Raw genomic sequence first — 22,740 nt, 5'->3', positions numbered from 1 at the left:
CCGACACCGTGACCCGGGCCGTCACACCCCCTTGGGGTGCCAGACGGTCTTCGTCTCCAGCAGCGCGGTCATCCGGCCCAGGCCCGGGTCGCCCGTCCAGTCGTGGTCGGCCGGGGCCGGCCGGAGCACCCGCTTGAGGTTCTCCGCCGCCCTGGCCTCCAGGTCGGTCGCCAGCTCGGAGTCGGTCACCCCGGCCAGGTCGATCGCGTTGACGTCCAGGTGCGCGGCAAGCGTCGGCGCGGTCTCGGTGATCCGACCGGTGAGCAGGTTGACCACCCCGCCGGGCAGGTCCGAGGTGGCCAGCACCTCGGCCAGGGTCACCGCCGGAAGCGGAGCTGACGGGGAGGCCGCCACCACCACCGTGTTGCCGGTGACGATGGCCGGGGCGATCACGCTGACCAGGCCGAGCAGCGCCGGGGATTCGGGGGCCACCACCGCCACCACCCCGGTCGGCTCGGGTGCGGACAGGTTGAAGTAGGGCCCGGCGACCGGGTTCGCGCCGCCGTACACCTGGGGGAGCTTGTCGGCCCAGCCGGCGTACCAGACCCAGCGGTCGACCGCCGCGTCCACCTCGTCGGCCGGCACGCCGAGCGCGACGAACTGCTCGCGGCGGCCCTCCAGCATCTCGGCCACCCGGTAGAGGATCTGACCCCGGTTGTACGCGGTCGCCCCGGCCCAGCCCTTCACGGCGGCGCGGGCGGCGACCACGGCGTCCCGCGCGTCCTTGCGGGAGGCCAGTGACACGTTCGAGTCCTGCACGAGATACGACCGTCCCGACTCGCTGCGCGGGAACTTCCCGCCGATGAAGAGCTTGTACGTCTTGCGTACCGCGACCCGCTCAGACATTGAGGTACGCCTCCAGCCCGTGCCGGCCACCCTCGCGGCCGTAGCCCGACTCCTTGTAGCCGCCGAACGGCGAGGTCGGGTCGAACTTGTTGAACGTGTTGGCCCAGACCACCCCGGCGCGCAGCCGGTCGGCGGTCCACAGGATGCGCGAGCCCTTGTCGGTCCAGATCCCCGCCGACAGCCCGTACGGCGTGTTGTTGGCCTTCTCCACGGCCTCGGCCGGGGTACGGAAGGTCAACACGGACAGCACCGGGCCGAAGATCTCCTCGCGGGCGACCCGGTGCGCCTGGGTGACCCCGGTGAAGATGGTCGGCGCGAACCAGAACCCCCGCTCGGGCAGCTCGCACGGCGGCGACCAGCGCTGCGCGCCCTCGGCGGCCCCGGCGTCGGACAGCTCCCGGATGCGGGCGAGCTGGGCGGCCGAGTTGATCGCCCCTACGTCGGTGTTCTTGTCCAGCGGGTCACCGACCCGCAGCAGCGCCATCCGCCGCTTGAGCGCGTCGAGCACCTGCTCGGCGACGTTCTCCTGGACCAGCAGCCGGGAACCGGCGCAGCAGACGTGGCCCTGGTTGAAGAAGATGCCGTTGACGATCCCCTCGACGGCCTGGTCGACCGGCGCGTCGTCGTAGACGATGTTGGCGGCCTTGCCGCCCAGCTCCAGGGTGACCTTCTTGCCGGTGCCGGCCACCGACCGGGCGATCGCCTTGCCCACCTCGGTGGAGCCGGTGAAGGCGACCTTGTCCACGCCCGGGTGCTCCACCAGCGCCCGGCCGGTGTCGCCCGCGCCGGTGACGATGTTGACCACGCCGGCCGGCAGGTCGGCCTGCTGGCAGATCTCGGCGAACAGCAGCGCGGTCAGCGGGGTGGTCTCGGCGGGCTTGAGCACCACCGTGTTGCCTGCGGCGAGCGCCGGGGCGACCTTCCAGGCGAGCATGAGCAGCGGGAAGTTCCACGGGATGACCTGCGCGGCCACCCCGAGCGGTCGCGGCTCCGCGCCGAAACCGGCGTACGGCAGCTTGTCGGCCCAGCCGGCGTAGTAGAAGAAGTGCGCGGCTACCAGCGGCAGGTCGACGTCCCGGGACTCCCGGATCGGCTTGCCGTTGTCCAGCGACTCCAGCACCGCCAGCTCGCGGGAGCGTTCCTGGACGAGCCGGGCGATCCGGTACAGGTACTTGGCCCGGTCCCGGCCCGGCATCGGACCCCAGACCTTCTCGTACGCCTTGCGGGCGGCGCGGACCGCGCGGTCGACGTCCCGGGTGCCGGCCCAGGTGACCTCGGCGAGCACCTCCTCGGTGGCCGGGTTGACCGTCTTGTCGAGGGTCTCGCCGTCGACGAACTCGCCGTCGATGAACAGCCCGTAGGACGACCTGATGTCGACGATCGCGCGCGACTCGGGCGCAGGGGCGTATTCGAACATCATGCTCAGTCCAGGGTGAAGTAGTCGGGACCGGAGTAGGTGCCGGTCGTCAGCTTGGTGCGCTGCATGAGCAGGTCGTTGAGCAGGCTGGACGCGCCGAACCGGAACCAGTCCGGGCTCAGCCAGTCGGCGCCGACGGTCTCGTTGACCATCACCAGGTACTTGATCGCGTCCTTGGTGTTCTTGATCCCGCCGGCCGGTTTGACGCCGACCTGCCGCCCGGTGGCGGCCCGGAAGTCGCGGACCGCCTCCAGCATCACCAGGGTCACCGGCAGGGTCGCGGCGACCGGGACCTTGCCGGTGGAGGTCTTGATGAAGTCGCCGCCGGCCAGCATCGCCAGCCAGGAGGCCCGCCGGACGTTGTCGTAGGTGGCCAGCTCGCCGGTCTCCAGGATCACCTTGAGGTGGGCGTCCCCGCACGCCTCCTTGGTGGCGACGATCTCGTCGTAGACCTCGGCGTAGCGGCCGGCCAGGAACGCGCCCCGGTTGATCACCATGTCGATCTCGTCGGCCCCGGCGGCGACGGCCGACCGGGTGTCGGCGAGCTTGACGTCCAGCGGGGCCTGCCCGGACGGGAACGCGGTCGCCACGCTGGCCAGGTGCACGGCGCTGCCGCGCAGCACCTCGGCCACGTGCGGCACCATCGCCGGATAGACGCAGACCGCGCCGACGTGCGGGCAGGTCGGGTCGGCCGGGTCCGGCCGCAGTGCCTTGGCGGCCAGGGCGCGGACCTTGCCGGGGGTGTCGGCCCCCTCCAGGGTGGTCAGGTCGACCATCCGGATGGCCAGGTCGATCGCCTGCGCCTTCGCGGTGGTCTTGATCGAGCGGGTGCCGAGCTGTGCCGCCCGCTGCTCCGCGCCGACCTGGTCCACCCCGGGCAGGCCGTGCAGGAAGGTCCGCAAAGCGGTCTCGGATCGCCCCAGCTCGGACAGGTCCGACCGGGCCGACGTCGTTGTCGCCGTCATGCCCCGAATACTACGCAGCCGCGAGTCGGGTGATCCTGGTCACAACCCCTCGGGGTGACCGGCCCGGCCCGCCGGGCCGGGGGTGAGCGACGTCGCCGCCCGCCGCGCACCCGTACTGCCGACCGACCGGGACCGGTAGGTTGAGCGATCGTGGACGTACACGTCATTGACCACCCGCTCGCCCAGTCCCGGCTGACCGCCATGCGGGACGCCCGGACCGACTCGTCGTCGTTCCGGGCCGCGCTGCACGAACTCACCACCATGCTGGTGTACGAGGCCGCGCGCACCTTCCCCGTCGAGAAGTACCCGGTGCAGACCCCGGTCACCGGTGCCGAGGGGACCCGGTTGGCGAACCCGCCGCTGCTGGTGCCGGTGCTGCGGGCCGGCCTCGGGATGGCCGACGCGGCGCTCGGGCTGCTGCCGGAGTCGTCGATGGGCTTCGTCGGCCTGGCCCGCGACGAGGAGACGTACGAGCCGCGCGCGTACATGGAGTCGCTGCCCCGGGAGCTGGCCGGCCTGCCGGTGCTGGTGCTCGACCCGATGCTGGCCACCGGTGGTTCGCTGGAGCACTGCTGCCGGCTGCTCGCCGACCGGGGCTGCACCGACATCACGGTGCTCTGCGTGCTCGCCGCGCCGGTCGGCATCGCCCGTCTGGAGCGGTCGGGGCTGCCGCTGCGGCTGGTCACCGCGTCGATCGACGAGGGGCTGAACGACAACATGTTCATCGTCCCGGGCCTCGGCGACGCCGGGGACCGCCAGTTCGGCGGGATGCCCCGCTTCTGACCGGCCCGCCGCCGGTGCTTCTCACCTGCCCAGCGCCGGTGCTTCTCACCTGCCCACCGTCGGTGCGACCGGCGTGAGCAGGCGGGCGGCCGGCAGGTCGCGGGGGAGCGGTCGGAGCGGCCGTGGGCGTTGCCCTCCCACCCCGAGCGAGTCGGTGAGCGCGGGGTGCGTTCAGGCGCTACCGTCTCGGGCCATGACTGGTGTTGCGCTGGCGGAGGAGTTGTTGCTCCTCGCGTATGACGATGAGACCGGCAAGGCGACCATGCCCCGGATCAGCCTCGACCTGGGGATGGCCGCCGCCGTCCTGGTCGAGCTGGCACTTGCCGGCCGGATCGCGTACGTCGATGGGAACCTGGCGGTGACCGACCCGACGCCGGTCGGCGAACCGATCCTGGACGGGGTGCTGGGCCGGATGGCCGCCGACACCCCGCACAGCCCCTCCTCCTGGGTACAGCGGCTGCGGCACGGCCTGCGTGACCGCATCCTCGGCGACCTCGTCGAGCGGGGCGTGGTGCGTGACGTCGAGGAGACCGAGCTGGACTTCATCGTGGTGCACCGCTACCCGACCACCGACCCGTCGGTGGAGCAGGACAGCCGGCGGCGGCTGGCCGAGGCGTTGGCCGGCGAGCAGCTTCCCGACGAGCGGACGGCGGCGCTGGCCACCCTGGTGGCGGTGCTGCGGATGGAACCGGCGCTCGGCCTGACCGGCAGCGCCGCGCAGGACGCCCGGCGTCGGCTGGAGGAGATCGCGGGCGGAGCCGGGTTCTCCGGCACGATCAGCCTGGAGGAGTCGGTGGTCCGCCCGTCGGTGGCCCTGGTGGTCACCGCCCTCGGGCAGGCCGTCGACCAGGCGCTCGGCAAGCGCGCCGTGGGCTGAGCCGGGCGGGCACGGCGGCCTCAGCGGACGAGCGGGGACCGGCTCTGGGCGGGTGAGCCGGTCTTCAGTGGATGAGCGGGCCGGTCTTCAGCGGGTGAGCCGGTGGGCCCTGACGTGGGTGACGAAGGCGGACCAGGCGGCGGGTGGGACGGTGAGGGTCGGGCCGGTCGGGTCCTTGCTGTCGCGGATGCCGATGATGCCGGGGAGGTTGTCGGCCACCTCGACGCACTCGCCGCCGTTGGTGCCGCTGCGGGTGCTGGTGCGCCAGCGGGCGCCGGTCAGGTCACTCATGGCACTCTCCCCGGATCGCGTCGATCAGCTCGGTCGATTGTCCCGCGTCGAGGGCGAGGGAATCCAGCCCCTTCCAGACCCGCTCGTAGGCGGCGATCTCTGCCGGCTGGTCGAGGTAGAGCGCGCCGGTGAGCCCCTCGACGTAGACGGTCGGCGGCTCGCTCGGGCTGCCGAGCGCCGAGGGCGGGAAGTCGAGCAGCACGAAGGTGCCGGCCTCGGCCGCCAGTGGCGGCCCGGCGGCCAGCGGCAGCACCCGGATCGTGATGTTGTGCCGTTCGCCGACGGCCAGCAGGTGCCGGAGCTGGTCGGCCATCACCGACCGGCCCGGCACCGGGCGGCGCAGCACCGCCTCGCTGAGGATCACCGTCAGCGCGGGGGCCGGTGGGAGCCGCCGGGCCAGCAGCCCCTGCCGCTGAATGCGGAGGCTGACGATCTTCCTTCGTTCCTCCTCGCCCAGCTCGGGCCGGTTGTGCTGGAAGAGCGCGGTGGCGTAGCCGGGAGTCTGCAACAGCCCCGGCACCAGCTCGGCGTTGTAGTAGCGAATGCTGCTGGCGACGTTCTCCAGGCCGACGTAGAGCGAGAACCAGGCCGGCACGGCGCTCCCGTGGGCGTGCCACCACCCCTCGGCCCGGCTCACCTCGGCCAGCCCCAGCAGCACGCTCGTCTGGTCGGGGGTGGCCCGATAAAGCTCGCAGAGCACCCGGACGTCCGGCATCTTGGCCGACGTCAGACCCCGCTCGATGCGCCATAGCTTCTGCCGTGAGCAGTCCAGCTCCCCGGCCGCTGCTTCGATGCTCAGCCGGGCGTCCTCCCGCAATTGGGTGAGCAGCCTGCCGAGCTGCCGTCGCGGCACGGTCGAACTGTTTGTTTCACGCACCGTGCAACACCTTTCCGGCTGAAATGAAACAACGGGTCGCCGCCGATGCAACATCGGAGAGAACGCATACCGGTGACGTCAGGAAAATGGCGAGGGCAATGCGCCGATGCTAATCGCGCGAGCGTTTGGTGTGCAAGGGGTGACCCAGGGCGACATTGGTGTCGGGTCCCGGCTGGCCGGTCACGAGCGCGACACCCCGCCGCCCTCGGCAGGCTGCCCACCGACCCCACGGCGGGATCGCGCGGAGGACCTGCACGCCCGCCCGACCACAGAGGGCTGCCGTTTCCCGGCCAGCGGGCCGGGCCGGGACGCCCCGTTCGACAACCCTCCCGGGTCGTGTGCGGAATTCGGGGAGAGTCGCGCCATGTGGCCGAAATAGCGGCATCCCCAGGCTCGGATAACGCTATTTCGGCCACATCGAGTTGATCGTGCGGCAGGTTGCCCCGCATCCCGACCGGAAGCGCAATATCCCGGTCGGCCGATTCGGCGGGGAGGCCGCCGCAGTATCGCCGACATTGCGGTATCCACCCCGTTCGGATACCGCCATATCGGCCACATCGAGTTGATCACGCGCCGGACGCGCGGCGGAAGACGCGGCAGGCGGGGCGGGGTCAGATGCCGAGGGCGGTGGCGACCTCGGCGCGCAGCGTGGTGAGCGCCGCCGCCGCGCGGGTCCGGGCCGCCGGCACGTCGCCGGCCGCGACCGGCTCCACCACCTCCAGGTACGCCTTGAGCTTCGGCTCGGTGCCCGAGGGACGGATCACCACCCGGGCGGCGGCAGTCCGCAGGATCACCACGTCGGCGTCGGGCAGCAGATCCTGCGCCCCGGTGACCGGCGCACCGAGCAGCGTGGTCGGGGTGGCCGCCCGCACCCGGGCCATCGCGTCGGCGATGATCCGCAGGTCGTCCACCCGGACCGACAACTGGTCGGTGTGGTGCACGCCGAACTCGGCGGCCAGCTCGTCCAGCCGGTCGGTCAGCGTGCGCCCCTGCGCCTTCAACCCGGCGGCCAGCTCGGCGACGGTCAGCGCGGCGGTGATGCCGTCCTTGTCGCGTACGTGCTCGGGGGCGACGCAGTAGCCGAGCGCCTCCTCGTAGCCGTACGCCAGCGGCGGCGTCCCGCTTCCGGCCCGGACGATCCACTTGAACCCGGTCAACGTCTCGTCGTACGCCCGGCCCCGGGCCGTGCACATCGCCCGGAGCAGGGACGACGACACGATCGTGGTCGCGTACAGGCCGTCGACGCCGCGGCGCATCAGGTGGTCGGCGAGCAGCACCCCCACCTCGTCCCCGCGCAGCATCCGCCACCCCGTCCCGGTGCCGGCCGGCTCGCGGACCACCACCGCGCAGCGGTCGGCGTCCGGGTCGTTGGCGATCGCCAGGTCGGCGTCGGTGGCCTGGGCGAGGGCCACCAACCGGTCCACCGCGCCGGGCTCCTCCGGGTTGGGGAAACTGACGGTGGGGAAGGCCGGATCCGGTTCCGCCTGGTCGGGCACCACCCCCGGGGTCGGGAAACCCGCCCGGGCGAAGGCCGCCGTCAGCACCGCCGCCCCCACCCCGTGCAACGGGGTGTACGCCACCCGCAGGTCACGCGGCCCGCCCGGGGTGATCACCGCGACAGCCCGCTCCACGTACGCGGCGACCAGGTCGTCGCCGAGCACCTGGCCGGGCGGCCCCAACGGCACCTGCGCCAGCGGGCCGACCGCCCGGATGGCCGCCTCGATACCGGCGTCGGCGGGCGGCACGATCTGTGCCCCCGCACCGAGCGCTCCACCGAGCTGGGCACCCAGGTAGACCTTGTAGCCGTTGTCCTGCGGCGGGTTGTGGCTGGCCGTCACCATCACCCCGGCCACCCCGCCGAGCTTGCGCACCGCGTACGCCAGCACGGGGGTGGGCAGCGGCCGGGGGAGCAGCAGCGCCGGCCGGCCCGCACCGGTGGCGACCCGGGCGGTGCGCTCGGCGAACTCCCGGGAACCGTGCCGGGCGTCGTACCCGATGACCAGCGGGCCCTCGCCGCCCTCGGCGGCGAGCCAGCCGACCAGCCCGGCCGCCGCCCGGGTGACCACCGCGAGGTTCATGCCGTTCGGCCCGGCGCGCAGCGGGCCGCGCAGCCCGGCCGTGCCGAAGGTCAGCGGGCCGGCGAACCGGTCGGCCAGCTCCGGCGCGCTGGCCGGCAGCCGGTCGAGCACGGCCCGCAGCTCGTCCCGGCTGGCCGGGTCGGGGTCGTCGTCGAGCCAGCGTCGAGCCTGGTCGCGAATCCGGTCGAGGTCAGTGGTTTCCGCCGCCATTGCCCCTTGATAGCACGGCGGTGGTTCGCCGGGCCCGGTCGACCCGGATCACCTCGCCGGGCGGACCGGACCGGCCCGCCCCGCGACCGGCTCAGCTGGACCCGGTGAGCTGGAACGACTTGACCATCTCGTCGAAGATCGGCTTGCTCTCGGTGAACCTGGCGTCGTTGGCGGTGAGGTAGAACGAGTAGATCCGGCCCTCGTGCACCAGACCCCGCCACACGCCGTGCCGCTTGGTGTCGCCCTTGCCGCAGGTGTACTCCAGCTCGGCGGCCGGCTTACCGGCCAGCGTGTTCTCGGTGATCCCCACCTGCTGGTAGGGCTCCACGCAGGACCGGGACCGGGTACGCAGGTTGTCGCCGGCCACCTCGGCCCAGCGGACCGAGGAACTGCCGCCCCGCTCGACCAGGATGCGGACCTTGCGGGTGTCGTCCTGCGGGTCGATGTAGTCGACCCAGTCACCGGCGCTCTTGCGTGCCCACCCCTTCGGCACGTTCACCCGGATGCCCTTGGCGTCGTGCGCCTGCGTCTCGAACCCCCCACCGGCGGGTGCGCTCGGGCCGGCCTGCGGGGGTGGGGTCGACTCCGGGTCGCCGCCGCTGAACAGCGCCACCGCGCCGATCAGCAACACCACGGCCAGGCCGCCGGCCGCCGCGAGCTGGAGCTTGCGCGGCCAGCCCTTCACCGTGCCGACCAGGCGACCGCCGGCACCCTTCGCCCGGCCGAGCGCGCCACCGCCGTCCCCGCCCGGCGGCGGGGGCGGCGACGTCCACGACTGACCGGTGCCGGGGATGGACCACTGCCCGCCGTACACCGCCTGGGTCGGCTCGGCGTTCCCGCCGCCGCCGTAGATGGCCTGGGTCGGCTCCGCCGCCCCGTAGGCGGGCCGGCCGGCCGGGGTGCCCGTGCCGATCCGCTGGGTGGCGTCGGCGGTGCCGCCACCGATGCGCTGGGTGGCCTCCGGCGGGGTGCCCGGGGTGATCCGCTGGGTGGCGTCCGGGGTGATCCGCTGGGTGGCCTCGGTCCTGCCGTACGTCCCGGCGGTCGGGCCGGTCGGCAACGCACCGGCGGTGGGCCCGGTCGGCGGCATCGCGCCGGTCGGGGTGTGCAGCGGGCCGGCGAGCGCGTCGGCGCTGGTGTCGTCGAGGGCACCGGCGGAGGAGGTGGCCACCGGCTCGGGGCGTTCACCCCGGCGCAGCTTCGCCAGCCGGTCGGTCAGCGACTCACCGGCGGCCAGCATCGCCCGGCCACCGATCTGCCCGCTCGGCTTCGACTCGGCCGGCGGAGCGGCGATGGCCGGCGGCCCCGACGGGCGCTGCACCGGCACCACCGAGTACGGGTCGGTGATCGAGTTGACCGCCGTCGCCGTGCTGGTCAGCGGGCCGGCGAGGAGTTCGCGCAGCATCGCCCGCGCGGTGTGCACGTCGAGCCGGCGGGCCGGGTCCTTCTCCAGCAGGCCCATCAGCACGCGGGTCAGCGGGCCGCTGCGCTGCGGGGTGGCCGGCGGGTCCTCGACCACCGCGTGCATCGTCTCGATCGGGTCGCCCTTGTCGAACGGGGGCCGCCCCTCGACCGCCGTGTAGAGGGTCACGCCGAGCGAGAACAGGTCGCTGGGCGGGCCGAAATCCTGCCCCATGGCGCGTTCGGGGGAGATGAAGTGCGGCGAGCCGAGCACCATCCCGGGGGTGGTGAGCTGGACGTCGGTGGGCATCCGGGCCACCCCGAAGTCGGTCAGCACGCAGCGGCCGTCGGTGCAGATCAGCACGTTCGCCGGCTTGACGTCGCGGTGCAGCACCCCGTTGGCGTGCGCCACCTCCAGCGCGCCGAGCAGCGCGATGCCGATCTTGGCGACCGCGCGCCCGGCCACCGGGCCGTCCTCGATCACCATGTCGGCGAGGCTGCGGGCGTCCAGCAGCTCCATCACGATCCACGGCCGGCCACCCTCGGTGACCACGTCGTACACCTGGACCACGGCCGGGTGCTGGATCGCGGCGGCGGCGCGCGCCTCGCGCAGGGTGCGTTCGTACATCGCGTCCCGGTCGCTGGGGGCCAGCCCCGGCGGCAGGACGACCTCCTTGACCGCCACGTCACGTCGCAGCAGGGTGTCTGTCGCGCGCCAGACCGTGCCCATGCCGCCGTTGCCCACCGAGGAGCGCAACTCGTACCGGCCGCCGATGGTGGTGCCGGGTGCTGCACGTCCGTTGGGGGGACTCACTGGTCCGCCGCTCCACGTCGGGATCTGAGTCACAGGAAAAGCCACCGGGAAAGTCGAGGGGGCTGGGACACAACCTCTCTATCTTGCTGGTTCCGACGCCCGATGCGAAACCCGACGCGGCGGACCTTTGTGCTATCCGACCGTACCCACCGTCGGGTCGAACGGTGTGTACCTGGCCGTTCACCTCCCGTCGACCGATGCCGAACCGAGATGTGCGCCATCCCTCACCCCACCGATGCCGCCGCGCGTCCTACCATCCGTGGATGAGTGAAGCGCGGGCGAGCGAGTCGGGGTTCCCCATCAAGGGTGTGTACACGGCTGCGGACCTCCCCCCGGAGCTGGACTCCCGTCTGGGCGAGCCGGGTCGTTACCCGTACGCCCGGGGGGTCTACCCCACGATGTACACCTCCCGGCCGTGGACGATGCGGCAGTACGCCGGCTTCGGCACCGCCACCGAGTCCAACGCGCGCTACCACCAGCTGCTGAAGGCCGGCACGATGGGCCTGTCGGTCGCCTTCGACCTGCCCACCCAGATGGGCTACGACTCCGACGACGCCATCGCCAGCGGCGAGGTGGGCAAGGTCGGGGTGGCGATCGACTCCATCGAGGACATGCGGCTGCTCTTCGACGGCATCCCGCTGGACAAGGTCTCCACCTCGATGACCATCAACGCGCCCGGCTCGGTGCTGCTGCTGCTCTACCAGCTCGTCGCCGAGGAGAACGGCCTGTCCGGCTCGGCGCTCAACGGCACCATCCAGAACGACATCCTCAAGGAGTACATCGCCCGGGGGACGTACATCTTCCCGCCGAAGCCGTCGCTGCGGCTGGTCGCCGACACCTTCGCGTACTGCCGCAAGGAGGTGCCGAAGTGGAACACCATCTCCATCTCCGGCTACCACATGGCGGAGGCCGGCGCGACGCCCGCGCAGGAGATCGCGTTCACCCTCGCCAACGGCGTGGAGTACGTCCGGGCCGCGTTGGCCGCCGGGCTGGCGGTGGACGACTTCGCCCCTCGGCTGTCGTTCTTCTTCGTGGCCCGCACCACCCTGCTGGAGGAGATCGCGAAGTTCCGGGCCGCCCGGCGGATCTGGGCCCGGCTGCTGCGTGACGACTTCGGCGCGAAGGACCCGAAGTCGATGATGCTGCGGTTCCACACCCAGACGGCGGGGGTGCAGCTCACCGCCCAGCAGCCCGAGGTGAACCTGGTCCGGGTGGCGATCCAGGGGCTCGCCGCGGTGCTCGGCGGCACCCAGTCGCTGCACACCAACAGCTTCGACGAGGCGATCGCGCTGCCCACCGAGAAGGCCGCCCGGTTGGCGCTGCGCACCCAGCAGGTGCTGGCGTACGAGACGGACCTGACCGCCACCGTCGACCCGTTCGCCGGGTCGTACGTGGTGGAGGCGATGACCGCCGAGATCGAGGCGGCGGTCAACGACCTGATGGACCGGGTCTTCGACCACGGTTCGGCGGTGGACGCGATCGAGGCCGGGTTCCAGAAGCGGGAGATCGAGCAGTCGGCCTACCGGTTCGCCCAGCAGATCGACGCGGGGGAGCGGGTGGTGGTCGGGCTGAACCGCTTCCAGATCGACACCGAGGAGCCGTACGAGCCGCTGCGGGTGGACCCGACGATCGAGGCGACCCAGGCGGAGCGGCTGGCCCGGCTGCGGGCCGAGCGGGACGGCGCGGCGGTCGACCGGGCCCTGGCCGAGCTGCGGGCCGCCGCCGAGGGCGACGAGAACGTGCTCTACCCGATGAAGGAGGCGCTGCGGGCCCGCGCCACGGTGGGCGAGGTCTGCGGCACGCTGCGCCAGGTCTGGGGGACGTACCGCCCGAGCGACCGCTTCTGATCCCGGCCGGACCGCCGCGGTCCGGCCGGTGCGCCGCCCGCGACCCGGCGGGCGCACCGCCGCCCGACGTTGATCCACACGGCGACCTCCGCCGGCAGCCCGCTGCCGGCAGGGGTCGCCGTCGTCGTCCGGTCGGGGCCGTTAGGGGTCGCCAGGCGAGAGGGGCGGGGCTACCGTCGGTGACAACCTGGCGGTGGTGTGACGGTCGGTTCGTCCGGCTGGTGGGTGGTCCGCGCGGCCGGGGCGTGCGGTGCGGGGTTCGTGGGTAAACCCGTGCGGGTGAACGGGACGGACAGCATGTCCGGGCGGGCCCGGAGACGCCGTGTCACCGTCGGGAACCGGTTGACCACCCGGCGGCGTCGGCTAATTGTCGGACCGGCGGCCAACCGGGGCGACCAATGCGACAATTCGGATACGACGGCCCCGGATCGACGCCGATTTCGCGACCGCCCAATCGGTTACGCGTTGTAGGAGGTGGGGGGCAGATGACGGCGTCCGACCGCGATCTACCTGCTGTCCCGCAGATATTCGAGCCCTCCCACCAGGGCTTACGTGACGCTGTGCGCTCTGATCGCTACCGTAACGAGGTTGCGCAGCGTCACCATCGGAGGTCTAGGCTGTCTGCTGTCCTCCCTGAAGATCCATCCATTTCTAGTGATCGAGAATTCGACGTGACGAGTGCGTTGACGCTGCCGAACGGCAGCCAGCTGGCGTCGTCCTGGCCGGAGGCGCCGTCCGGGTCCCAGCCCCTGCCCCACGATCTGGATCACCTGCTCGCGCTGCGGGTGCCCGGTCTGATCGCCACCCGCCGCCACCTCCACTCCCACCCGGAACTGTCCGGGGAGGAGTTCGAGACGGCGGCGCTGATCGCCCGGGAACTCACCCTCGCCGGGTTGCACCCCCGACTGCTGCCCAAGGGCAACGGGGTGATCTGCGACATCGACGGGCGGCCGGACGGTCCGGTCGTCGCGCTCCGCGCCGACATCGACGCGTTGCCGCTGACCGACCCCAAGGAGGTCCCCTACCGGTCCACCGTGGAGGGGGTCTGCCACGCCTGCGGTCACGACGTGCACACCGCGGTGCTGCTCGGCGTCGGCATGCTGCTGGCCCAGCTCGCCGACGCGGGCCAGCTCGACGGCCGGGTCCGGCTGATCTTCCAGCCGGCCGAGGAGATCCTGCCCTGCGGCTCGCTGGAGGTCATCGAGGCCGGTGGCCTGGAGGACGTCGTCCAGATCTTCGCGCTGCACTGCGACCCCAACCAGCCGGTGGGGAAGGTGGGGCTGCGGGTCGGCCCGATCACCGCGGCGGCCGACAACGTCACCGTGAGACTCAGCGGGCCCGGCGGGCACACCGCCCGTCCGCACCTGACCGTCGACCTGGTCGACGCGCTCGGCCGCCTGGTCACCGAGGTTCCGGCCCTGGTCACCCGCCGGGTGCCGGCCAACAGCGGGCTGCTGCTGGTGTTCGGCCACGCCTCGGCCGGCACCCGGTACAACGTCATCCCGTCCGAGGCGTGCGCGGCCGGCACCCTGCGGGTGATGGACCGCGACACCTGGGAGCGGGCCCCCCAGATCGTCGCTCAGGTCGTCCGGGACGTCATCGCGCCCACCGGCGCCACCGTCGACCTGGAATACCTGCGCGGCCGGCCGCCGGTCAGCAACGACGCCCGCGCCATCGGCATCCTCACCGCCGCCACCGCCGCCGCGCTCGGCCCGGAGGGGATCGCGGAGACGCCGCAGAGCATGGGCGGTGAGGACTTCTCCTGGTACCTCGAACACGTCCCCGGCGCGTTGGCCCGGCTCGGCGTCGGCCGGGTCGGCGGCCCCACCGTCGACCTGCACCGCGCGTCGTTCGACGTCGACGAGCGGGCCATCCCGGTCGGGGTGCGGCTCATGGTGCAGACCGCGTTGCGGGCACTGGCGGCGGTCCGCTAGGCACCGGCGGGTGGCCCCCGCCGCCCGGTCCACCAGGCATCGGCGGGTGTCCCCCGCCGCCCGGTCCCACCGGCGGCGCGGGCCGCCGCTGGCGGCGTCGCCGACGCAGCAGCACCACGGCCACCGTCACGGGCACCCCGATCAGCAGCAGCCAGGGCAGCAACGCCCCCAGCACGGTGAGCAGCACGCCCATCGAGGCGAGGAAGACGGTCCAACCACCGCGCAGGCCCACCATGAAACCGGTCCGGTCCTCCTTCTGCCCGTCGTCGGCCGTCGAGGCGTCCCGGCCGACGAAGGTCACCGTGACCGTGGAGAGCGCCGTCAGGTCGGCCAGCCGACGCTTCTTCGCCTCCAGCGAGGCCAGATCCGCCTCCCGGCGGCTCACCTCGTTCTCCAGCGAGACCAGCTCGGACACCGTGTTGGCGCGGGCCAACAGCCGCCGGGCACTGTCCACCCGGGCCCGCTGCGTGGTGATCCGGGCGTCCAGGTCGACGGTCTCCTCGGTGACGTCCTGGGTACGGATCTCGCGGCGCTGCTGCCGTCCGTAGGTGGCCAGTTCGTCGACGAGCGCGGTGAACTTCGCCGCCGGCACCCTCAGCTCCAGTTCCGCCTGCGCGGACGCCGAGACGCTGCGCCGCTGGTCGCCGCCGACGAACCCGCCGGTGGCGGTGACCGCCGCCACCGCCCGCCGGGCCGCCGCCTCCACGTCGTCCACCTGCACCCGCATCGTTCCGGTGTAGATGATCGCCCGCTGGTCGACGCGCAGGTCGGCAGCGCCCGTACCGGCCTGTCCCGCCGCCGCGTCCCGGTCCGGTGCCGCGCCCCCCGGCGCCTCCTGCGCCGGCGCCTTCTCCTGCGGCGCGGAACCGGCCGAACTGCCGTCGCGGTCGGCCGCCCCGCACCCGGCCAGCAGCAGCGCCGCCAGCCCCGTCGCCGCCAGGGCCCGCGCCCCGGTTCTCGCCGTCCTCAGTGTCATCCCCGCTCCCGTCGTCGTCCGTCCCCCCGGTTCCGGGGCGATAGCTCGGACGCGGCGCACGGCCGCTCCGGTTCCGGCAGACTGCGCTGAGGACATCACGATTCGATATTCGAGGAGTCACGATGCGGCTCACCAAGTACACGCACTCCTGCCTCCGCATCGAACGCGACGGGGCGGTGCTGGTCGTCGACCCCGGCGTGTTCAGCGAGGCGGCGGCGCTGGACGGGGCGGACGCGGTGCTGGTCACCCACGAACATCCCGACCACCTCGACGTGGCCGCGCTCACCCGGCGGCTGGACCGGGCACCACTGCCGGTGTACGGGCCGGCCGCGCTCGGGGCGGTCCTCGGCGACGCGGCGCAGGCCCTCACCCCGGTCGCCCCGGGCGACACCTTCACCGCCGCCGGCATCCCGGTCCGCGCCGTCGGCGGCCGGCACGCCGTCATCCACCCCGACATCCCGGTGGTGGAGAACGTCGGCTACCTGTTCGACGACACGGTCTACCACCCCGGCGACGCGCTGCACGTCCCCACCGACGTCGAGGTGCAGACCCTCTTCGCCCCGATCCACGCGCCCTGGTCGAAGTTCTCCGAGGTGGTCGACTTCATCCGGGCGGTCGCCCCGCGCCGGGCGTACGCCCTGCACGACGCGCTGCTCAACGACAACGGCTACGGCGTGCTCGACCGGCAGTACACGGCGCTGTCCCGCACCGACTACCAGCGGCTGGAGCCGGGCAGCCGGATCGACGCCTGAACCGTGGCCGTCGACGAGTCCGAGCTGGCCCGGCAGCTCTACCGCACCCCGCCCGACCGGTTCGTCGCCGCCCGGGACGCCGCCGTCGCCGAGGCCCGCCAGGCCGGCGACCCGGCCACCGCCCGGCGGATCGCCGGCTGGAAACGACCCACGGTGGCGGCCTGGCTGGTGAACCTGCTCGCCCTGGACCGTCCCGAACTGGTCGCCGACCTCGGGCCGCTGGCCGAGGCGCTGCGCACCGCCCAGCGTGACCTCAAGGGCCCCCGGCTGCGGGAACTGTCCGCCCAGCGGCGGGAACTGGTCGCCGCCCTGGTCACCGAGGTACGCCGGATCGCCGCCGGCCTTCCCGAGGCGCCGCCCGCCGCCCGGCTCCCGCTGGCCGAGGTCGAGGCCACCCTGCACGCGGCGCTCGCCGACGCCACGGTCGCCGAACAGGTCCGCACCGGACGGCTGCTGAAGGCGGTGCACCACTCCGGCTTCGGCGAGGTGCCCCGCCCGCAGCTCCGACTGGTCACCGGCGGCGCTGAGGCGGCTGCCGGTGGCGGGGCGGAGCGTGCCGGCGGCGGGGAGGCGGACGTCGTACCGCAGCGGGAGGCCGACCGGGGCGGGGCGCGACGGGCCCGGGACGCGCAGGCGGCGGCGCGGGCCGCGCGGGCCGAACGGGCGAAGCGCCGCCGCGCCCTGGACCGGGAGCTGACGGCCGCGCGGGCCGCCCAGCGGCAGGCCGAACGGGACCTGGACGGCACGACGACGGCCGAGCGGGACAGCGTCGCGGCGCTCGACCGGATCGAGGGGGAACTGGCCGAACTGGAGCGTCGTCGGGCCGTCGCCGAACAGGAGCTGAGCCGGGCGAAACTGGCCCGCCGGGCGGCCGAGCGGACGCTGACCGTGGCCCGCCGCCGCACCGGTGAGGTGCAGGGCGCGATCGAGGCGGTGGATGCCGAGGAGGCGGACCCCACGGCGGGCGGTGAGGAGGCAGACTGAACGCGATGAATGCGTGTTGCGGGCGTGCGGGATGACGCCGGAGCAGGTGGCCGCCGGGAGCAAACCCGCCGTGCTGGAACTGGGGGAGTTGTTCACCCGCTGCCCGGGGACCCTGCGCCGGGCCAGGACGATGGGCATCCCGGGCTGGGCGTTCTACGTCACCGGGCGGGCCGGCGCACTGGGCGACATCCGGGCCGAGACGGTGGCGGCGGCGCTCGGCTTCCTCGCCCCGGAGGCGGTCGCCGACGGATGGGACACCGCCGTGCGGGTGGTCCGGCCGTTGGAGGTGGCCACCGCCCACCTGACCGAGTGCTGCCGGTGGGGTGCCCAGCATCTCGACGACCTGCCCGGCACACCCCGGCTGACCGCCCTGCTGGAACGGGTGGTGGCCGCCGCCGACGCGACGGGCATGCCGCTGTTCGCCGCCTGGCGGGCGATGCCGCTGCCCGCGCACGCCGAGGGTGCCCGGGCCGCCGTGGCGCTGCTGCTGCTGCGGGAACACTTCACCGGGGCCTACCTGCTCGCCGTACGGGCCGCCGGGATGACCCCGCTGGAGGCGGTGCTGGCCGGGCCGGAGGGGGAGGCCGGGGCGGCGGCCTGCGGGTGGTCCCCGCCGTATCCGCCGGTCGGGCCGCTGGTGCGGCGTCGGCTCTGGGCCGAGGCGGTGACCGACCGGTTGGCCGCAGCCGGGTTCCGGGCGCTGCGTCCGGCGGAGGGCCGGGAGCTGATCGAGTTGCTCACCGACGTACGGGCCCGGCTGCGCGCCGACGCGGACGGCTGACCCGCCGACCGGGTCCGGTCGGACGGCGGCCCGGTCTGGCGCTGGCCGGTCTGACGCGGCCCGGCCCGCCCGGTCAGCCGGTGGCCGGGCCCGGTACCGGCGTGACCGGCCGATGGCCCGGAAAATCGGCGGCGGGGTGGCGGGCGGGGCTGCCAGGATCTGCGGCGTGACACTTCCCGCCGGTTGGACCGCCCGCCGCCCCACCCTGGACGACGTGCCCGCGCTGCTCGCCGTGGTGCACGCCGCCGACACGTTCGCCATCGGTTACCCCGACTTCGACGCCGACGACGTCCGGGCCGCGCTGACCGCGCCGTTCTTCGACCCGCAGCACGACTCCTGGGTGCTGACCGATCCTGATCATCGGGTGGTCGGCTGGAGCGTGGTCGACAACCCGACCGGGGTGGGCCGCGAACAACTCGACGTCTTCGTCGACCCGGAGCGGGCGACGGCGCTGCGGGCCGTGCTGCTCGACCGGATGCTGCACCGGGTCGCCGAACGCGCCACCGAGCGGGGCCGGCCCGCGCTGACCGTCCGCGCCGCCGTCTGCGCGCCGGAGACCCGCTGGGCCGGCGAGCTGACCGACGCCGGGTTCACCCGGGCCAAACGGTACGTGCGGATGAGCCGGTCCCTGGCCGACCTGCCCGCCGAGCCGCCGCCCCCGCCCGGGGTGACCGTCCGGCCGGTGCGGGCCGGTGACGAGGCCGACCTGCGGCTGTTCCACCACATCCACGACACCGCCTTCCGGGACACCCCGGACTACGAGCCGGCCGGGTTCGAGGGCTGGCGGGACCGGCTCACCGACGGCGGGCGGGTCTGGGACGAGTGGTTCATCGCCGAGGTCGACGGCGAGCCGGCCGGCGCGCTCAACTCGTCGGACCAGGCGCTGGAACAGGATTCGGGCTGGGTACGCACGCTGTCGGTGCTGCCCGCGTACCGGCGGCGCGGGGTGGGTGCGGCGCTGCTGCGACGGGCGTTCGCGGTCTACGCGGCCAAGGGCCGGGGACACGCCGGGCTCGGCTTCGACCTGGCCAACCCGACCACCCCGGTCACCCTCTACCGGTCGGTCGGGCTGCACGAGACCCGTTGGATCGACCTGTACGAGCGCAGCGTGCCCGCCGCCTGAGCGGACCGGCCCGGGTGCGGGCCGGTCACCGTCGGCCGGCCCGGTGTGGGCCGGCCGACGCCCGGCGGGGTCGCCGTCGGGTGGCCCCGCCGCCGGGAGCACACTGGACGGGTGCGATACGCGTTACGCCGAGGCGGTGCCGGTGGGGCGGGACCGCAGCTCGGAGACGTAGTCGTCGGGCGCGCCCGCCTTCTCGGCGGCGTTGGCGATCTCCGACAGGTACCAGGCGGTCGGCAGGCCGCCCTCGTAGCCGTCGAAGACGTACACCCAGGCGGTCACGTCCCCGTCCAGCGTCGAGACCCGCACGGTGAGTTTGCGGTACGTGCCGGCGGTGACGCCCTCCAGCTCGTCGAGCTGGGCGGCGTCGTACGGGTCGATGTCGTACAGCGCCACGAAGACCCGGTCACCCGGGGACTCCACCACGGTGCTGACGGAACCCTCCCAGCCGATCACGTCCTCACCGGCGAAGGTCAGCCGCCACCCCTCCAACCAGCCGACGCCCACCATGGGCGAGTGCGGGCAGTAGGCCCGCATCCGGGCGGGGTCCAGGTTTGAGCCGTAGGCCGCGTAGTGACGCACGGCGATGACGATAGCCCGGCGAACGGGTGGGGGAGAATACGACAGTGCGTGTCGGACGGGTTCGGGAGAAGAAAGTCACTGTGAGCACCGAGGAAGGGCGAGGGCTGTGAGCCACATCGTGATCATCGGCGGGGGGCCGGCCGGCTACGAGGCGGCCCTGGTCGCCGCCCAGCTGGACGCCGACGTCACCGTGGTGGAGGCCGAGGGCGCGGGAGGGGCATGCGTACTCTCCGACTGCGTCCCCTCGAAGACCTTCATCGCCAGCTCGGAGGTGGTGACCGGCTACCGGGACACCGACGAGTTCGGCATCCACTCCGACGGCCTGGAGGCGGTCACGGTCGACGCGCCGGCCGTGCACGCGCGGGTGAAGCGGCTCGCCCTGGCCCAGTCCGCCGACATCCACGCCAAGCTGATCAAGGCGGGCGTGACCTTCGTCGCGGGCACCGCCCGGATGGGTGAGGACACTCTCGGTCACACCCACCGGGTCGTCGTCACCCCCGCCGACGGCGGCGCGGAGTACGCGATCGACGCCTCCACCGTGCTGGTCGCCACCGGCGCCACCCCGCGTCAGCTCCCCACCGCGCTGCCCGACGGGGAACGCATCCTCACCTGGCGGCAGGTGTACGACCTGCCCGAGCTGCCCGCCCACCTGATCGTGGTGGGTTCCGGCGTCACCGGGGCCGAGTTCGCCAGCGCCTACCTGGCGATGGGGGTCGAGGTGACCCTGGTGTCCAGCCGGGACCGGGTGATGCCGCACGAGGACGCCGACGCGGCGATGGCCATCGAGCACGTCTTCCGCAGCCGGGGCATGACCATCCTCAACAACTCCCGGGCGGACGCGGTCCGACGCGTCGGCGACGGCGTCGAGGTGGTCCTCTCCGACGGCCGGGTGGTGACCGGTTCGCACGCCCTGATCGCCGTCGGCTCGATCCCGAACACCGCCGACCTCGGCCTCGCCGAGTACGGCGTCGAGCTGGCCAAGGGCGGTTACGTCACGGTCGACCGGGTGTCGCGTACCAACGTCCCCGGCATCTACGCCGCCGGCGACTGCACCGGGGTCCTGCCGCTGGCCAGCGTCGCCGCCATGCAGGGTCGGATCGCGATGTGGCACGCCCTCGGTGAGGCGGTCCGGCCGTTGCGGCTGCGTACCGTCGCCGCGAACGTCTTCACCGACCCGGAACTGGCCACCGTCGGCGTCTCCCAGGATGAGGCGGACGCCGGCCGGACCCTGGCCCGCCAGGTGATGTTGCCGCTGACCGGTAACGCCCGCGCGAAGATGGACGACCTGGCGGACGGCTTCGTCAAGCTGTTCTGCCGCCCGTCCACCGGCCAGGTGGTCGGCGGCGTGGTGGTGGCTCCCAAGGCCAGTGAGCTGATCCTGCCGATCACCATGGCGATCGAGAACAACCTCACCGTCAACGAGCTGGCCCAGACCATCACGATCTACCCGAGCCTGTCCGGTTCGATCACCGAGGCCGCCCGTCAGCTCATGCTCCACGAACTCGAATGACCCCCTGACCCGGGTCGGGCGTCGGTCGTGCTTCGGCCGATATCCGACCCGGGCCGGGACGGCGTGTGGTCAGGCCACGTTGAGCCGGATGTTTCCGATGCGGGCGACCACGTCCACCTGGCCGCCTAGGCCGGTGACATAGGCGCGGAGCGATTCCAGGCTGGTGTGCTCGCCGTTCTCGATCTGGCTGATCCGGGCCTGGGACAGGCCGGCGGCCTCGGCGAGCTGTTGTTGGGTCATGCCGAGCTGCCGGCGGATGTCGGCCAGTTGCGCGCCGCTGACGGAGGCGAGCATCCTTTCCCGGAATCGACCACGACGGGCGACCCGCTCGGGGTCGTCCCAGGAGGGGTCGATCTCACGCGCCTTGGCCCTGACCTCACGCCAATCGGAACCGTTGCTCATCGTTGCGCTTCCTTCGGTGCGATCAGGTGTTCCTCGAACCTTGCGTCGGCGAGTGGCACGGCCTTCCGGTACCAACTCTGCCACTGACCCGACTTGTCGCCGGCGACCAGGAAGACCGCCTCACGTAGCGGATCGAAGGCGAAGATCATCCTGATCTCCGTGGTGCCACTCGACCCTGGTCGCAGCTCTTTCATGTGATGGAACGAGCTGCCCTTGAGCCGGTCCACCAGTGGACGCCCAGTGCCGGGCCGTGCTCGGCGAGCAGGTCGATGGCCTCACCCACCAGATCCGCGCTGGCCGGATCGACGCGGCACAGGTCGAGGAACCACGCCTCCACCTCGGGATGCAGCCTGACGTCCCACACCTGCCCAATATAAGCGAACCTTATGGGCTTGCCGAGGTTTCCCGTACCGGAGACCGGGCCGGTCGCGCTGACCACGGCCACCTTCGGTGACCGCGTGGCTGCGCATACCAGGGTGGTGTGCCGCCCGCCGCACGGCGGCTGCCGCCCGGCGCGGCCGTCGGGAGGGGGTCGGCGAAGCGGAGGGCGTCGGCGTACCGTTGAGTACGCGGTCCCCACACCGTCAGGTCCCCCGTTCCTGACGAGCGGGCCGCCGAGGGTCGCCGGCAGGTCCCGTGCCGGCGACCCTCCCCCTTTCCGGTACCGCCACCACGACGGGTACGCGTGTCACTGCCGGTGCGGCGCATCCGCGCCGAATTTGGCGGAGGGATGATCGCCGTTCGGGCACAGCGGTTGTCGGCACGCGGACAGCAGGCTCCGCCCACGGGTGCCGCTCGGATAGCGTCCCGGGCCCAACCGACATTCTTTCGGAGGCTCGTAGATGCTTTCCACGCTGGTGCGGGGTGCGCTCGTCGTGACCCTGGCGCTCGGCAGCACCCTCGTCGTCGTGACCGGCCCGGTCGAGGCGGGGGCGACGAGGTACAAGAACTGCACCGCGCTGAACAAGAAGTACAAGCACGGGGTGGGCAGGAAGGGGGCGAAGGACAAGGTCCGGGGCAGCACCAAACCCGTCACGAACTTCACCGTGTCCGACTCGGTCTATGCCAAGAACACCCACCTGGACCGGGACAAGGACAAGGTCGCCTGCGAGAAGCGCTGAAAAATGCGCTCGCCCGGGTCATCGCGGAGGTCGTACGGTGACCGCATGCGCAGTGCTGTGGTGACCACGACGCCGGGAGATCCCGGCGCGCCGCACTGACGTCTTCCGTCGACGAGGCCCCGGGCGATCCGCCCGGGGCCTCGTGGCGTCGCGGGCACGGTCGCCTCCGGGT

Annotated in this window: 22 protein-coding genes; 10 read left to right on the top strand and 12 right to left on the bottom strand. The window is 73.0% G+C overall.

Translation table 11 applies throughout. The features are described from left to right. Positions 1–21: 21 nt before the first annotated feature. Genes ACN265_RS27425 through deoC form a run of 3 tightly spaced genes read right to left on the bottom strand, consistent with a single transcriptional unit; the run spans position 22 to position 3,228 of the window. Entirely contained in the window at positions 22–846 is an 825-nt protein-coding gene (locus tag ACN265_RS27425; RefSeq protein ID WP_421410510.1) for an aldehyde dehydrogenase family protein, read from the bottom strand. Next, a complete protein-coding gene (locus tag ACN265_RS27420; RefSeq protein ID WP_421411648.1) occupies positions 839–2,263 on the bottom strand; it encodes an aldehyde dehydrogenase family protein in 1,425 nt (474 codons plus the stop codon). The genes ACN265_RS27425 and ACN265_RS27420 overlap by 8 nt, the downstream gene beginning before the upstream one ends. Positions 2,264–2,268: 5 nt before the next feature. Next, positions 2,269–3,228, bottom strand: a complete 960-nt coding sequence (gene deoC / locus ACN265_RS27415) for a deoxyribose-phosphate aldolase (RefSeq protein WP_377682699.1) — start codon at positions 3,226–3,228, stop codon at positions 2,269–2,271. Positions 3,229–3,378: 150 nt separating this feature from the next. On the opposite strand from deoC, the gene upp reads away from it, so the two are divergent. Next, complete coding sequence (gene upp / locus ACN265_RS27410; protein WP_088643926.1) at positions 3,379–4,011, top strand: uracil phosphoribosyltransferase; 633 nt, start codon at positions 3,379–3,381, stop codon at positions 4,009–4,011. A gap of 193 nt (positions 4,012–4,204) precedes the next feature. Continuing rightward, positions 4,205–4,888, top strand: coding sequence for a GOLPH3/VPS74 family protein (locus ACN265_RS27405; RefSeq protein WP_204927441.1), 684 nt, complete (start codon positions 4,205–4,207; stop codon positions 4,886–4,888). 87 nt (positions 4,889–4,975) lie between these two features. Here ACN265_RS27405 and ACN265_RS27400 read toward each other — a convergent pair whose 3' ends face one another. The 4 genes from ACN265_RS27400 to ACN265_RS27385 form a co-directional block, all read right to left on the bottom strand. Then, positions 4,976–5,179 carry a DUF397 domain-containing protein gene (locus ACN265_RS27400; protein WP_357929077.1) on the bottom strand — a complete coding sequence of 68 codons (204 nt, stop codon included), beginning with the start codon at positions 5,177–5,179 and terminating at the stop codon, positions 4,976–4,978. Further along, entirely contained in the window at positions 5,172–6,032 is an 861-nt protein-coding gene (locus tag ACN265_RS27395; protein ID WP_421410508.1) for a helix-turn-helix domain-containing protein, read from the bottom strand. Before ACN265_RS27395 ends, ACN265_RS27400 begins: the two co-directional genes overlap by 8 nt. A gap of 635 nt (positions 6,033–6,667) precedes the next feature. Beyond that, entirely contained in the window at positions 6,668–8,344 is a 1,677-nt protein-coding gene (locus ACN265_RS27390) for a phospho-sugar mutase (protein WP_421410506.1), read from the bottom strand. 91 nt (positions 8,345–8,435) lie between these two features. Next, positions 8,436–10,592 (bottom strand): protein kinase domain-containing protein, encoded by a 2,157-nt coding sequence (locus ACN265_RS27385; RefSeq protein ID WP_421411646.1) that lies wholly within the window; start codon positions 10,590–10,592, stop codon positions 8,436–8,438. A gap of 230 nt (positions 10,593–10,822) precedes the next feature. Here ACN265_RS27385 and ACN265_RS27380 point away from each other — a divergent pair, with 230 nt between their 5' ends. Together ACN265_RS27380 and ACN265_RS27375 are read left to right on the top strand one after the other, a co-directional pair. Continuing rightward, entirely contained in the window at positions 10,823–12,406 is a 1,584-nt protein-coding gene (locus ACN265_RS27380; protein WP_204927446.1) for an acyl-CoA mutase large subunit family protein, read from the top strand. Between the two features lie 671 nt (positions 12,407–13,077). Next, positions 13,078–14,340, top strand: a complete 1,263-nt coding sequence (locus ACN265_RS27375) for an amidohydrolase (protein WP_363654064.1) — start codon at positions 13,078–13,080, stop codon at positions 14,338–14,340. Here the strand turns inward: ACN265_RS27375 and ACN265_RS27370 are convergent. Then, positions 14,297–15,316 (bottom strand): DUF4349 domain-containing protein, encoded by a 1,020-nt coding sequence (locus tag ACN265_RS27370; RefSeq protein WP_421410504.1) that lies wholly within the window; start codon positions 15,314–15,316, stop codon positions 14,297–14,299. The genes ACN265_RS27375 and ACN265_RS27370 overlap by 44 nt on opposite strands. Before the next feature lie 122 nt (positions 15,317–15,438). On the opposite strand from ACN265_RS27370, the gene ACN265_RS27365 reads away from it, so the two are divergent. From ACN265_RS27365 to ACN265_RS27350, 4 genes are all read left to right on the top strand, one after another. Continuing rightward, on the top strand, positions 15,439–16,068 hold the full coding sequence (locus ACN265_RS27365) for an MBL fold metallo-hydrolase (RefSeq protein ID WP_204927449.1): 630 nt from the start codon (positions 15,439–15,441) through the stop codon (positions 16,066–16,068). A 3-nt stretch (positions 16,069–16,071) separates the two neighbouring features. Next, positions 16,072–17,052: a hypothetical protein gene (locus tag ACN265_RS27360; protein ID WP_421410503.1), complete on the top strand. Its 981-nt coding sequence runs from the start codon at positions 16,072–16,074 to the stop codon at positions 17,050–17,052. 31 nt (positions 17,053–17,083) lie between these two features. Next, complete coding sequence (locus ACN265_RS27355) at positions 17,084–17,833, top strand: SCO6745 family protein (RefSeq protein WP_204927451.1); 750 nt, start codon at positions 17,084–17,086, stop codon at positions 17,831–17,833. A 166-nt stretch (positions 17,834–17,999) separates the two neighbouring features. Continuing rightward, a complete protein-coding gene (locus tag ACN265_RS27350; protein ID WP_421410502.1) occupies positions 18,000–18,956 on the top strand; it encodes a GNAT family N-acetyltransferase in 957 nt (318 codons plus the stop codon). A gap of 123 nt (positions 18,957–19,079) precedes the next feature. On the opposite strand, the gene ACN265_RS27345 is transcribed toward ACN265_RS27350, so the two are convergent. Further along, positions 19,080–19,535, bottom strand: a complete 456-nt coding sequence (locus ACN265_RS27345) for a gamma-glutamylcyclotransferase (protein ID WP_067304651.1) — start codon at positions 19,533–19,535, stop codon at positions 19,080–19,082. Between the two features lie 106 nt (positions 19,536–19,641). Between ACN265_RS27345 and ACN265_RS27340 the strand changes: the two genes are divergently transcribed. Continuing rightward, positions 19,642–21,045 carry an NAD(P)H-quinone dehydrogenase gene (locus ACN265_RS27340; RefSeq protein ID WP_204927453.1) on the top strand — a complete coding sequence of 468 codons (1,404 nt, stop codon included), beginning with the start codon at positions 19,642–19,644 and terminating at the stop codon, positions 21,043–21,045. Between the two features lie 69 nt (positions 21,046–21,114). Here the strand turns inward: ACN265_RS27340 and ACN265_RS27335 are convergent, their stop codons facing one another. From ACN265_RS27335 to ACN265_RS27325, 3 genes are read right to left on the bottom strand one after another with little or no spacing between them, the layout of a single operon-like run. Beyond that, a complete protein-coding gene (locus ACN265_RS27335) occupies positions 21,115–21,447 on the bottom strand; it encodes a helix-turn-helix domain-containing protein (protein WP_421410499.1) in 333 nt (110 codons plus the stop codon). After that, the gene (locus ACN265_RS27330) at positions 21,444–21,674 is read right to left on the bottom strand and encodes a type II toxin-antitoxin system RelE/ParE family toxin (RefSeq protein WP_421410497.1); all 231 of its coding nucleotides are present in this window, start codon (positions 21,672–21,674) and stop codon (positions 21,444–21,446) included. The genes ACN265_RS27335 and ACN265_RS27330 overlap by 4 nt, the downstream gene beginning before the upstream one ends. Continuing rightward, positions 21,638–21,811, bottom strand: a complete 174-nt coding sequence (locus tag ACN265_RS27325) for a hypothetical protein (RefSeq protein WP_421410495.1) — start codon at positions 21,809–21,811, stop codon at positions 21,638–21,640. The genes ACN265_RS27330 and ACN265_RS27325 overlap by 37 nt, the downstream gene beginning before the upstream one ends. Positions 21,812–22,289: 478 nt before the next feature. On the opposite strand from ACN265_RS27325, the gene ACN265_RS27320 reads away from it, so the two are divergent. Further along, on the top strand, positions 22,290–22,568 hold the full coding sequence (locus ACN265_RS27320; protein ID WP_421410493.1) for an excalibur calcium-binding domain-containing protein: 279 nt from the start codon (positions 22,290–22,292) through the stop codon (positions 22,566–22,568). Positions 22,569–22,740: the final 172 nt, after the last annotated feature.

Source organism: Micromonospora sp. WMMD730 (genome assembly GCF_049178955.1).
Taxonomy (GTDB): domain Bacteria; phylum Actinomycetota; class Actinomycetes; order Mycobacteriales; family Micromonosporaceae; genus Micromonospora; species Micromonospora wenchangensis.
The sequence above is the reverse complement of the archived record's forward strand: the minus strand, read 5'-3'. Positions and strand labels throughout refer to the sequence as shown.

Bases quoted from the DNA above. Each gene is read 5' to 3' on its own strand.
- ACN265_RS27355 (WP_204927451.1), top strand. From the start codon at position 17,084: ATGACGCCGGAGCAGGTGGCCGCCGGGAGCAAACCCGCCGTGCTGGAA.
- ACN265_RS27425 (WP_421410510.1), bottom strand. From the start codon at position 846: ATGTCTGAGCGGGTCGCGGTACGCAAGACGTACAAGCTCTTCATCGGC.
- ACN265_RS27320 (WP_421410493.1), top strand. From the start codon at position 22,290: ATGCTTTCCACGCTGGTGCGGGGTGCGCTCGTCGTGACCCTGGCGCTC.
- deoC (WP_377682699.1), bottom strand. From the start codon at position 3,228: ATGACGGCGACAACGACGTCGGCCCGGTCGGACCTGTCCGAGCTGGGG.
- ACN265_RS27420 (WP_421411648.1), bottom strand. From the start codon at position 2,263: ATGTTCGAATACGCCCCTGCGCCCGAGTCGCGCGCGATCGTCGACATC.
- ACN265_RS27335 (WP_421410499.1), bottom strand. From the start codon at position 21,447: ATGAGCAACGGTTCCGATTGGCGTGAGGTCAGGGCCAAGGCGCGTGAG.
- ACN265_RS27400 (WP_357929077.1), bottom strand. From the start codon at position 5,179: ATGAGTGACCTGACCGGCGCCCGCTGGCGCACCAGCACCCGCAGCGGC.
- ACN265_RS27405 (WP_204927441.1), top strand. From the start codon at position 4,205: ATGACTGGTGTTGCGCTGGCGGAGGAGTTGTTGCTCCTCGCGTATGAC.
- ACN265_RS27380 (WP_204927446.1), top strand. From the start codon at position 10,823: ATGAGTGAAGCGCGGGCGAGCGAGTCGGGGTTCCCCATCAAGGGTGTG.
- ACN265_RS27390 (WP_421410506.1), bottom strand. From the start codon at position 8,344: ATGGCGGCGGAAACCACTGACCTCGACCGGATTCGCGACCAGGCTCGA.
- ACN265_RS27370 (WP_421410504.1), bottom strand. From the start codon at position 15,316: ATGACACTGAGGACGGCGAGAACCGGGGCGCGGGCCCTGGCGGCGACG.
- ACN265_RS27365 (WP_204927449.1), top strand. From the start codon at position 15,439: ATGCGGCTCACCAAGTACACGCACTCCTGCCTCCGCATCGAACGCGAC.